Below are 12,413 nucleotides of genomic sequence, written 5' to 3' on the forward strand. Positions count from 1 at the left end.
GCATATAAACGACTCCTTCGATGAGTTCAGCTTTTTTGCAGTTCGGCATGGCGTGATAGCGGCGCTCAAATTCAGGACGAGTGAGGCGATCGCCATTCTCTAAAGGAAGGAGTTGTTGGTCCGTTCTGCTGTTGGTTTTTCCCACCGAGGGTTGTCTACTCATGATGTGTTCTCCATGAATTGCTCTGGGAAATTACTGTCTCTATTATCCAAGATTTATCCCCAGATTGTCCAGGAGTCCCCTTCACTCTTCTAAGGTAATGGCAAAGACTAAAAACTGGGTCACTTGCAAGGGATTAAAATTATTATCGCTGACTAAAATTAAAGAGCGTCGTCCATCGGCCAATTTCGGACCAAAGGTCATTCCTTCTAAGTTATCCAGGGGAATCTCTAAAGTTCGCAAGTCCAGCAACAGGCGTTTTTGAGCGGGTTGAATCTCTTGAATATTAACCTCTTTTAAACTCTCGATTGGCTGAATATCGGTTGCGCCTTCCAGAGAGACTTCATATAATAAAACCGTGTTTCCTACATCTTCTGTAAAGCCTCGTTCTAAACTGAGCAATTTTGTTTCATCCCAGGCGAGTAATTCGACTAAACTATGAATTGTCAATCCATCCGGATACTTAGGTTCAGTCTGTACGGGTTCGGTGAGATAGTAAAACTCTGGACCGGGTTGTCCTGTGGTTAAATCATATTTTAAAATGCGGATAGGCGTTCCTTTTTCCAGATTTGCAGGTTCTCCATCTTGAACTAAAGCCGTTTCAATGGCGGTATAGAGGACTTGCTCACTCGGGCTTAAAGTTAGACTTTCAAAAGCCTGATTATTCCGAATTCCTTGACCATTTTGAGCTAGGAATTTATCGGGAATGGGGAGAGATTGCAGTTCTTTTCCTTCTCGGGAAAATTCCTTGATGAAGGGTTGAATATCTCGTTCTACATCTCCTTCGGATGAAATAAATAGGGTATCGCGACGGGTTAAGGCAATCCCTTCAGGGTCTACGGTGTAAGTGGGAAAAGGACGACTGGTTTGATCCACCAAGGAGGTAACACTAATGGGGGTAACAACCAGAGGATTAAATTCTATTTCTAGGGTGTAAAATCGGGCGGGTCCTTGGATTGCGCGATCGTCCGATAGAGCATAATACAAATTCCGCTGAGAATCGTAGGTGATTCCTGAGAGTCCTCCGAGGGGGGTATCCTGAAAAATAAATCCGGTGGGGATTTTGAATTCTCCTAGATATTCAATAGGAGAAGTTATTCCCGAGGCAGAATTAGCAGTTGGGGAAGTGGCAGGACTGGCAAAGGTTTCTGGAAGGGTTTGCGGTTGGCAACCCATGCCAAAAGTACAAGATAATCCCAAGGTTATCCATAAAATAGGATTGATTTTACCGAAAAGCATAGAGGTTTGAGTCGAGTGTTTCTCTGAGAGTTGGAGTTTATATAAATTTGAATGGTAATAATCAACCGTGTTGTCCTTAATTTATCTTGAATTGATAGCAGGTTTAAGCCTTAGATTCAGGAACAATTTTGAGAAAAATTGACCAACCAATCTTTAACGACAAAAGTAGCAATGCAGTCATCTTCGTTATAGGTTAAAATCAAATCCAGGTAATGCCGATCGCCCGTTTCTAACCAGCGATCGTACCACACCACACATTGAGCGCCGGATGCTAAAGCATTCTGCCACTCAAATCCGAGAGACCTAGCAATCGACTTGAGGGCATAACTTTCCACAGGCATCACCACAGATTTGGTGACTAATTTATGAATATCCACAAACCGATTCAGAATTACTTTCCATCGATGCGCGGGGGTATGATAGCGGCGGGCGAGTTTTTTGAGGGTTTGAATTTCATAGTCACAAAAATGAAAAATGGGAGCAATGGGATAGGTCCAGATTAATTCCAAAAACTGCTCCCAAATTTGGCATTCTTCGTCGGGACTTTCAGCTAAAAAGGCATGAAATTTCTGGGTTGGTGCTTCTCCTGGGGCGAGATTGCGGCGATCGACAACTAATACACCCAGCAGAAAATCTAGGTCTAATTCCGGTTGCGCTTCAATATCAAAATAGAGTTCAACGGGAGAGACGGGAAGAAACTTGGGAGCAAGGGGCAATTTTTGGGGTAAAGCAATCGGTTGATTATTTAAGGTCGCCTTGGCTTGTATGATCAGATCTCGGGCGAGGGTTTCGGGTTCATATTGATTATTACAAACTTCCACCAGACCTTCGGCTAGAGTTAGTAAATCCGCCTGGGCGAGGGATTCTAATTGGGTCAAATTCAGTTGTTTTAACTTTTGATAACGAATGGGGGTTACTCCAGGCAGGAGGGAGAGATGCTGGGTTTCCTGGGCGATCGCATAACAATGACTCTGCCACTGGCACATACTGCAAGGATGTCGTGCCATAAAGACTTCCGGTTCTTTGCGACTGGTCAGCATTTTAATGCAAGAGTCTACCAACTCCTGCATTTGAGGGACATATTTCTCTAAATTCACCCGATATTCGCCTTTTTCACGGCAAACTAACCAGGCGTCCCGGGGCCAAGCCCCCTGGACCCCCGCCAGCACCAGGGCGTGAAAGGCTGCCATAATTTGATGTGGCGCCTTCGGGCGTTTACTAAAGCGAATATCCACGGGAATATAGGACCAATTCCCATAGACTGAGGCCCCTGGTTTGCGGATTAATAAATCAGGACGACTCATCAGGGTAACCCCTTGGGGCCCTGGAGTCATCAAAATGCCGCGATCAATGCGATCGACACCCTGTTTCATTAACGCCACAGTTGCCTCGGCACCCTTCACCCAGTCTCCGTAGGGATAATTCGGGCGTTGAGCAGGGTATTCTGCCAATACGCCTTGTCGGTAAACTTCGCTATCTCGTTTCAGTTTGGTGGCAAAATCACTCGCCGGTTGTTGATGAGTGTCCTTTCCATAGAGGTTGAGGAATGACAGGCGCGCACAGCGTTGGTAATCAAATAGAAGGTTGTCAGTTAGCAGCATATCTTTAACATATCAAGAATCAGTCAGCGAGAATACTCAGGTGAATGAACAACTTGGCGATCGCCTCTGGGTTCTGAGGCAGGGGGGATCCGGCAAATCCGTAGCGGTTGAAGGTGCCCCCCTGGTGTCGGGTGCTTCGTCGGGAAGAAATGGAGCGTCGCATCAAAATAGCCAAAAGGCAGAGAACATTAAATTGATAGAATTTTGAGTAAAGGTTGATTTAATTATAAAGAATATATTATTAAAATTTAGGTACAACTCGAAATAAAAATTATTGAATTCCCTCAGCAGACTCAAGCAGAATTTACCCACACAGTCGCTACCAGTTCTATGCCTTCTATCTTTCACAAAAACTCTCCGACGCGCCGCCTGAGCGCACTGTATATGGTTGCCCTCAGCGTCCTCGCCATCCTTTCTATGGGCAGCGAATTCATGAGACAGCGATCGCTGCGCGTCATTACTACCGATTCTAGGGTACTCAATCTTGCCGGACGCCAAAGAGCCTTGAGTCAACAGCTGAGTAAATCCGCACTGATCTGGCTCGAATCTCCCCCCCAGGGCGATCGCCAAGCCCGAATCCAAGAACTGCAAGATGCCGTGAACCTATTTTCCCAGTCCCATCTCGGCTTAAAATATGGGGATCCGGAACTAGGATTGCCTCAACAAAACAACCCTCAAATTTCCCAAATGTTGGCCGAACTCGAACCCTCCTTTCAAGCGCTGCAACAAGGTGCGATCGGTTTACTCTCCATTGTCACGGAACCAGAAACCCCGGTTGATCGAGAGGTTATTTTGCCCTTTTCTCAACAAATTCTAGCCAATGAACGGGCATTTTTCTTGGCGATGGATGCGATTGTCTCTGAGTATGAAAAACAAGCCCTTCAGCGGGTTCAACACTTGATCCGCTTAGAGAGGGTGTTTTTAGCTCTCAGCTTATTCGTGATATTGCTAGAAGCTTTATTTGTCTTTCTTCCTTCGGTTCAGCATATTAAAAAGTATATTTCCGAAATTATCAAGTCTCAACAAGAAACATCCCGAATTGCGGCTCAACTGAAAGCAAATAATATAGAACTTGATTTGGCCCTGCGGGAAGCGCAATCGGCAACGCAATTAAAATCCGAGTTTTTAGCTAATATGAGTCATGAAATTCGGACTCCGATGAATGCAGTCATTGGCATGACGGGGCTATTAATTGATACGGAACTGAACCCGAATCAACGAGATTTTGTAGAAACAATTCGCAACAGTAGTGAAGCATTATTGACGATTATCAATGATATTTTAGATCTGTCTAAAATTGAAGCCGGTAAGTTGTCCCTAGAACAGACTCCTTTTGACTTGCGCGAAACGGTGGAAGATGCTCTGGTTCTCGTGGCTGCTAAAGCGGCTGAAAAACGATTAGAATTAGGTTATCTGATGGATGAAAAGACTCCCATTCGCATTATCGGGGATGTCACCCGCTTGCGCCAAATTTTAGCGAATCTTCTCACCAATGGGGTGAAATTTACGGAACGAGGCGAAGTAACAGTTATAATTGAAGCTGAGGAAATCGGCAATTGGTCACCTGTTTACAACCTATTTTCCAACTCCAAGCTAGAAACTGAAGTCGGGAAACTAGACCCGAGTCCGACTTATTTTGAAATTAAATTTTCCGTCATCGATACAGGGATTGGCATCCCCACGGAAAATCTGAATCAACTGTTTCGCTCTTTTTCTCAAATTGATGCTTCCACTACCCGAAAATATGGAGGGACGGGGTTAGGATTAGTGATTAGCAAACGGTTGTGTGAACTGATGGGGGGCAGGATGTGGGTGGAAAGTACAGTCGCGGAGGGTTCGACTTTCTATTTTACAATTATTGTGGCCAAAGATTCCCTGCCCTTGCCCGCTTATGAAACGGGAATTGAAGCTCAGTTAGAGGGGAAACGGCTGTTAATTGTCGAATATTATGAGACTAATCGGCAAATTTTAATCCGGCAAACTCAGAAGTGGGGGATGATTCCCCTAGGGGTGAGTTCGCCATCGGAGGCGATCGCCGCCCTGAATCGCGGTGAATCGTTTGATTTGGCAATTCTGGATATGCAGATGCCAGAAATGGATGGGATTACGCTGGGTTCTGAGTTGCACAAGTTGCGAGACCCCCAAACCCTTCCCCTGATTTTATTGACTTCAATGGGTCAATCTCTGAATGATTCTATTCCCCATTTTTCCGGGTGTTTTACAAAACCCATTAAATGTGCTCATTTGTATGAAGTCTTGATGAATGTGATTGCCAAAAAGAAGGCGATTATTTCGGCTAATGCCCCTTCTATTCCTCAGATTGACCCCCTACTGGCCGAACGATTTCCCTTACGAATTCTCCTAGCGGAGGATAATCGCATTAATCAAAAAGTTGCCCTCAAAATTTTATCCCAAATGGGATATCATGCGGATGTTGCTAATAACGGATTAGAAGCTTTAGCGGCATTACATCAGCATCCTTATGATGTGGTGTTGATGGATGTTCAAATGCCTGAAATGGATGGATTAGAAGCAACTCGCCAGATTTGCCAGGAGTGGGACCCCAGCCAGCGCCCCCGGATTGTGGCGATGACGGCAGGTGCAATGGAAGGCGATCGCCAGAAATGTTTAGAAGCCGGGATGGATGAGTATATTACTAAGCCGGTTAAAGTTACCGTACTCCAGACTATTCTGGAGAAGATAGCCACCCAAAAATATCTCAATCCAAATTGATTTCTCCCCGAGGAGTCACCCAAACATGACCCTTTATTATCCGGAATTCTCCTCCAGGCGAGATTATGATATACTAATCAATTAAATTAACCAATTCAGTTGTTAGCATGATTTAGAATCGCTATATTTTTCCTGCGAATCTATATTTTAAACTGGATTAAAATATGAGGTAATCCCTATGAAACAGACCGATCGCCAGCAAATTCCCGCTTTAAAAAATAAAGCCTATTTTAACTATGGTGGACAAGGACCGATGCCGGAATCGGCATTAACCGCCATTTTTAAATCCTATCAATTGATTCAGGAAAAAGGACCTTTTACCGGAGAAACGGGACTTTGGGTTAATGAAGAAATCGCCGCTACAAGAGAGGCGATCGCCTCGGAACTCGGGGTCACTCCAGATACCATTACCCTCACGGAAAATGTCTCCATTGGATGCAATATTCCCCTCTGGGGTCTGGATTGGCAACCCGGCGATCGCATCTTAATCGGCGACTGCGAACATCCCGGAATTGTCGCTGCCATCGATGAAATCGCCCGTCGGTTCGATTTACAAGTTTCCATTTGTCCCTTGATGGAAACGTTAAATGAGGGGAATCCCACTTTGGCGATCGCCTCCCATCTTCACCCCAATACTCGCTTAGTCGTACTCAGTCATATCCTCTGGAATACCGGCCAAGTTTTACCTCTCACTGATATTGTTAAAGTTTGCCATGAATTCAACCCAAAATCTAACCCTTACCCAAAAATTAGAGTCCTTGTAGATGCCGCCCAATCTGTAGGGGTTTTACCCTTAAATCTCACCGAAATTGGGGTTGATTATTATGCCTTTACCGGCCATAAATGGTGGTGTGGACCGGAAGGATTAGGCGGATTGTATGTCAGTCCTGATGCGGCTGGAACCCTCCATCCCACTTTTATTGGTTGGCGCAGCATTGCCATGAATTCTACCGGAGACTGGGTAGGATTTAAACCCGATGGACGGCGGTTTGAGGTGGCAACATCTGCTTATCCGTTATTAGCCGGATTACGAAAGGCGATCGCCTTTCATCATGGCATGGGAACCCCCCAAGAACGGTACGATCGCATCCAAGCCTTAAGTCATCAACTCTGGACAAAACTCCGAGACTTACCGGATATTATTTGCTTAAAATCGACTCCGCCAGAAGCTGGTTTAGTCTCATTTCAGCTTAATGAAACCCTCCTAAAATCTGGGGCAACTCATGATAAATTGGTGAAGTTTTTGGAAAAAGAACATCGCGTCATGGTCCGGACGATTCTCAATCCGAATTGTGTGCGCGCCTGTGTCCATTATTTTACCTTAGAATCGGAAATTGAACGACTGATTCAGGGAATCCAAGATTATTGTCCACAGATTTAATCGGGTTTAAACCCGAAATAATTGTTAGGCGAGTTACCCAATCTTGACCTTGATTTACCTCTATATTTTTCGGGCGATTCTCGAATCGCCCCTACAGATAGGGTTGGGTTTGTGAAATCGGGTCATGAATTACATTTATAGGTTTCGGGCGATTCTCGAATCGCCTCTACAGATAATAGGGTTGGGTCTCCAAATCTGGGTAAGTTCTGTATTGTAGAAAAAAGGCTAAACTTGTCTTAAAATGGTAATAGAGAGGCAAAATCTGGGTTCTTTGGACAGGATTTACCCTCTATCCTGTTGTTATTTTATAGCTGATATAGGCCGTGAAAACTCGACCCGTTGTTTATATTGCCATTACTAATCATGGTTTTGGTCATGCGGTGCGCGCCGCGTCAGTGGCGGCAGAAATTCAAAGACTAAATCCGGACATTTTATTGATTTTAGTTACTACGGCCCCCCGTTGGTTACTGGAAAGTTATATTACCGGAGATTTTATCTTACGGGAAAGGGCTTTAGATGTGGGAGTAATTCAGGCAGATAGCTTGAAGATGGATAAAGTAGCAACCCTTGAAAAATTGCAAGAAATTCGGAAACGGCAATATGCGATCGCCTCGGGGGAAGTTAACTTTATTCATCTCAATCGCGTCGGATTAATTCTGGCTGATATTCCCCCCTTAGCGGCAACCATTGGTAAAGCGGCAGGCATTCCCGTCTGGATGATGAGCAATTTTGGGTGGGATTTTATCTATCGTCCTTGGGGAGGAGAATTTGAAGCCATTGCCGATTGGATTGCGGACTGTTTCAGTCAATGTGATTGTTTATTTCGTCTGCCTTTTCACGAACCCATGAGTGCCTTTCCAACAATTAAAGATTTTGGATTAACCGGCGGAACTCCCCGCTATCAACCGGAAACTCTCCGCCGGGACTGGGGGCTAAAATCTCCCTTAGAAAAAACCATTTTACTCACCTTTGGCGGATTGGGACTGGAACAAATTCCTTATCATAATTTGCAGGACTTTCCCGATTGGCAATTTATCACCTTTGACCGCCATGCGCCAGATTTGCCGAATTTAGTTAAAATTGACAATCAAACCAATGGCGATCGCCTTCGTCCCGTGGATTTTATGCCGGTGTGTGGGCGAGTGATTTCTAAACCCGGATTCAGCACCTTTTCTGAAGCTTGTCGCCAAAATGTGCCGATTATCTCCCTCACCCGAGAAGGGTTTGCGGAATCCCCCCTATTACTCTCGGGAATCCAACAGCATTCTCATCACAGAATTGTCACCCAGGAAGAGTTTTTTGAGGGGAATTGGGACTTTTTGCGAGAACCTCCTCTCCCTCCCCAATCCACCGAACCCTTACTCAAAAATGGCACGGAAGCGATCGCCCAGGCAGTGGTGGATTATTTCCAAACCGAATCCGCCTCGGAACGTTAACCCTTTTACCGATTAAATTTATGACCTACCATCAACAAATCCTCCAACTGAAAACCACCGGAAAATCCCTAGCTAAAGTCACCGCCAAAGTGGAAGAAGTTGTGGCAAAATCAGGAGTACAAACGGGCCTTTGTACCCTATTTTTGCGCCATACCTCCGCCAGTTTATTGCTGCAAGAAAATGCCGACCCGGATGTATTAGAAGATTTACAACATTTCTTTTCTGATTTAGTTCCCGAACAACGCCGCTACCGCCACAGTACCGAAGGTCCTGATGATATGCCCGCCCATATTCGCACGGCCCTCACCCATACGAGTGAGCAAATTCCCATCAATCGAGGTCGATTAGTGCTTGGAACCTGGCAGGGAATTTATATTTGGGAACACCGGCAACAAGGTCATTATCGAGAATTAGTCGTCCATATTCAGGGGGAATAATAATCCGTCAGGTGGCTTAAACTGAGGCAGTAGAGGCTAAAAATTCAAGCAAGTCCCGGTGAGGAATTCCATGATGGGTGTTTCCCAGAAGCAGGACATAAGCGATGATGCCGATCGCCCAAATAACCGCCAGCAACTGGTCTACTGGACAGTCGGATTCAGCGCGATCGCGATGGCGGTGGCGGGAATTGGGGTTTATATCCTGGATCGGATGGTCCTCTCCCAAGGGCGATCGCACTTAGAACAAACCGTCCAAATGCAAGTCCAGCTAATCCAGAGGATTGCCACCGTCACGGATACCCCGCAAACCGCCTGGGAGTCCGCCCAACAAGCCTATCAACTCCCTCAACCCTCGGGGATGCGCGTGGCGATCGCCTGGGTGGAAACCGACGATTTTCCGGTGATCTGGCAACAGGGGACTACCAGCGATCGCCCTTGGATTCCCGTCATCCCGGATTCTGAACTCGCCGATGCCATCCACCGGGCGATCGTTGGGGAAACCGGCAGTCAGTTGATTACCGATGAACAGGGTATTCCGGCGATCGTCGCTTATGCCCCGATTCCCGAATTAAATGGGGCCGTTTTGACCCAACTGGAGGTCCGACAACTGCGCGCATCCTACCTACCCCGTCCGGCGATCGCCACGGGAATCGCCTCTCTCATCATTTGCGCCGCAGGAATACTCTTGATCTACCAAAGTAACCGACTCCTTACCTTTGAAAAGGGCAATTCTCAACAATATCAAGCCATGTTGGAAGCGGCCCCCGAGGGGACCATTGCCATCACCGATGGCGGTAAAATTCATTGGATGAATACCGCTGCTTTGGAACTGTTTGGCTATAGCGAATCAGAATTACAAGGGCAAAATTTGAAACTGTTGATGCCCTGGTTAATGCAGCAAGAAATTGACGCTTATTTGGCCCTATTCCTGAATACTCGTCAAATGCCCGGGGAAAGCAATTCGGCTTATGAATTAGTCGGACAGCGGAAAAATGGCACGACTTTTCCCATTGAACTGGCGATCGCTCATGTTTTATTACCCCAAGGACAACTCTACACCCTGTTTGTTCGCGATATCACCGAACGCAAACGCGCCCAGGAGAAATTGCAAGAAAGCTACAATTTGTTGCAAGCTATTTCCGAAGGAACAACGGATAGTATTTTTGTCAAAGACCTTCAGGGTTGCTATCTCTCCATTAACTCTGCCGGGGCCAAGGCAATGGGTAAGCCCGTGGATGAAATTTTAGGAAAAAATGATACAGAATTATTATCCCCAGAAACGGCGCGACAACGGATGAAAAATGACCATCGGATTTTGTTGGAAGGTGAAACTCAGCTTTTAGAAGAAGAAATTGTGCCATTGAATGCAGATCCAACTTCCTCTCCACCCCGGACCTATTTAACCTCAAAAACCGTGTATCGTTCTGCCCAAGGTTATGCGATTGGATTAATTGGCGTCGCCCGGGATATTAGCGATCGCGTTGAAGCCGAAACCGCCTTGCGCGACACCGTGGAACGATTGCATCGAACTTCCGGAGAATTACAGGAAAAAAATCAGCAACTCCAAACCACATTAACTCAACTGCAACAGACTCAAACCCAGTTAATTCAATCGGAAAAAATGTCTTCCCTGGGTCAAATGGTTGCAGGGATTGCCCATGAAATTAATAATCCCGTGAATTTTATTTCTGGAAATTTGGGATATGTTCGCGATTACCTACAAAACTTACTTGATTTAGTAGAACTCTACCGACAACAGTATGGAGAAACAGACCCAATAATTGCCGATAAACTCGAAGACATAGAATTGGATTTTTTGCAAGAGGATTTGCAGAAAATTTTAGGATCAATGAAAGTGGGAACCGATCGCATCCGAGGCATTGTCCGTTCACTCCGCACCTTTTCCCGCCTCGATGAAGCAGAAATGAAGCAAGTGAATATTCACGAAGGCATCGAAAGCGCCTTGTTGATTTTGCAAGGCAGACTAAAAGGCACAGTTGAGCGACCCGAAATCGATATTATCCCAGAATTTGGCCTACTGCCAGCAGTGGAATGTTATGCCGGACAATTGAATCAAGTCTTTATGAATCTCCTGAATAATGCGATCGATGCCTTAGAGCAAAAGTACAACCGCAAGTTAGGAGAAATACCCCCTGAATCCCCCACCATTCGCATTCTCACCTCTGCCACTGGCGATCGAGTCACAATTCGCATCATCGACAATGGTCCCGGCATGACCCCAGAAATTCAAGCCCGCCTCTTCGACCCCTTTTTCACCACCAAACCCGTCGGCAAAGGCACCGGATTAGGACTTTCCGTTTGCTATCAAATTATCGTAGAAAAACATCAAGGTAAAATCTCCTGTCACGCCAACCCAGATTTAGGGGCAGAATTTGTGATAGAAATTCCCATTTTTCAAGGGTTGACTTAAAATATTTTAACTCAACCCGCAGGCTAAAGCCTGGGGCTACACGAACGAAGCCTGCCTAAGCGCTGGCGCGCAGGCTACGCCAAACGCAGGCTATCACCCTTTAGGGTTCGGGTTTTTATTTTAATATTAAACCCTAAATGTAGAGGCGATTCGCGAATCGCCTCTACATTTAGGGATGATTTTCCTATTTTATTGAATAGCCCGCGCAGGCGGGCTTCGTCCGTATAGCCCCAGGCTTTAGCCTGCGGGTTTTTATTCCAAATATGCTGGTTTATCAAATAGCCCGCGCAGGCGGGCTTCGTCCGTATAGCCCCAGGCTTTAGCCTGCGGCTGATTTAATTAATGAATTAACCCGCATTAACCCCAGCAATCGGAATCTGCACCTCACTGAGTTTCATCGCTTCCGGAGTCATCGGAGAATTGTACAACAACCGACGCGGGGGACCGCCGATCGCATACTCAGAATGTTCCTTCAGCCAATCTTGCAACCGTTGCAAATGTTGTTCATAACTCGCCCAACTATAAGCCCCTTGAATGCCAATACTCACCACAGTCATCGGCGGATAATCGGTGACTTTAACCTCATCCGTCATAATTTCCGGCGAAATATCCCGGTTGGGATATAAAAACGAAACTTCGGCAGTTTGTGGCGTGGTCATTTCCGGACTTAACCCATCCAAATACCGCACTTCAACCGGGGTTGTCATGGCAATTTGATTGGTACTAATATGCTGATATAACGGATTAAAAGCAACTTGGCTGGCTTGTTGAGGATTCCCCGAATGGCTGTAAGTCACCGCCCGATACTGGGGATACTCTTTCACTTCGATCGCCCCCGGTGGGGTAGGATTGGGAAAATCATGGGGTAAAGATGCAGACATGATGGAACTCCAAAAAATAAAATCTCCAAAACGTTCGTTTGCAGTGACTGCTCAATGGAGTAGTCAATGTAGGGGCGCAATGCTTGCGCCCTCCGGAGGGCGCAAGCATTGCGC

The 12,413-nt window shown here is 46.0% G+C and carries 9 protein-coding genes and 1 pseudogene; 5 read left to right on the plus strand and 5 right to left on the minus strand.

Annotation, left to right across the window (positions count from 1 at the left end; genetic code table 11):
• The 4 genes and pseudogenes from NG833_RS26490 to NG833_RS26505 form a co-directional block, all read right to left on the minus strand.
• A pseudogene (locus NG833_RS26490) lies at positions 1–163 on the minus strand (Uma2 family endonuclease); the annotation flags it as partial.
• 81 nt (positions 164–244) lie between these two features.
• A complete protein-coding gene (locus tag NG833_RS26495; protein WP_254568271.1) occupies positions 245–1,399 on the minus strand; it encodes an esterase-like activity of phytase family protein in 1,155 nt (384 codons plus the stop codon).
• Positions 1,400–1,515: 116 nt separating this feature from the next.
• Complete coding sequence (locus NG833_RS26500) at positions 1,516–3,000, minus strand: TM0106 family RecB-like putative nuclease (protein ID WP_254568272.1); 1,485 nt, start codon at positions 2,998–3,000, stop codon at positions 1,516–1,518.
• A 19-nt stretch (positions 3,001–3,019) separates the two neighbouring features.
• Positions 3,020–3,163 (minus strand): hypothetical protein, encoded by a 144-nt coding sequence (locus tag NG833_RS26505; RefSeq protein WP_254568273.1) that lies wholly within the window; start codon positions 3,161–3,163, stop codon positions 3,020–3,022.
• A gap of 167 nt (positions 3,164–3,330) precedes the next feature.
• On the opposite strand from NG833_RS26505, the gene NG833_RS26510 reads away from it, so the two are divergent.
• The 5 genes from NG833_RS26510 to NG833_RS26530 all read left to right on the plus strand — a co-directional run bounded on the left by NG833_RS26510 (position 3,331) and on the right by NG833_RS26530 (position 11,418).
• Entirely contained in the window at positions 3,331–5,733 is a 2,403-nt protein-coding gene (locus NG833_RS26510; protein ID WP_254568274.1) for a response regulator, read from the plus strand.
• A gap of 178 nt (positions 5,734–5,911) precedes the next feature.
• Positions 5,912–7,114: an aminotransferase class V-fold PLP-dependent enzyme gene (locus tag NG833_RS26515; RefSeq protein WP_254568275.1), complete on the plus strand. Its 1,203-nt coding sequence runs from the start codon at positions 5,912–5,914 to the stop codon at positions 7,112–7,114.
• Positions 7,115–7,437: 323 nt separating this feature from the next.
• Positions 7,438–8,550 carry a glycosyl transferase gene (locus NG833_RS26520; RefSeq protein ID WP_254568276.1) on the plus strand — a complete coding sequence of 371 codons (1,113 nt, stop codon included), beginning with the start codon at positions 7,438–7,440 and terminating at the stop codon, positions 8,548–8,550.
• Between the two features lie 20 nt (positions 8,551–8,570).
• Entirely contained in the window at positions 8,571–8,987 is a 417-nt protein-coding gene (locus NG833_RS26525) for a secondary thiamine-phosphate synthase enzyme YjbQ (protein ID WP_254568277.1), read from the plus strand.
• Positions 8,988–9,057: 70 nt separating this feature from the next.
• Positions 9,058–11,418, plus strand: coding sequence for a PAS domain S-box protein (locus NG833_RS26530; RefSeq protein ID WP_254568278.1), 2,361 nt, complete (start codon positions 9,058–9,060; stop codon positions 11,416–11,418).
• A gap of 347 nt (positions 11,419–11,765) precedes the next feature.
• Here NG833_RS26530 and NG833_RS26535 read toward each other — a convergent pair whose 3' ends face one another.
• Entirely contained in the window at positions 11,766–12,299 is a 534-nt protein-coding gene (locus tag NG833_RS26535) for a heme-binding protein (protein ID WP_254568279.1), read from the minus strand.
• Positions 12,300–12,413: the final 114 nt, after the last annotated feature.

The sequence above is a fragment of the Oscillatoria sp. HE19RPO genome (assembly GCF_024220515.1).
Classification (GTDB): Bacteria; Cyanobacteriota; Cyanobacteriia; order Cyanobacteriales; family Laspinemataceae; genus Laspinema.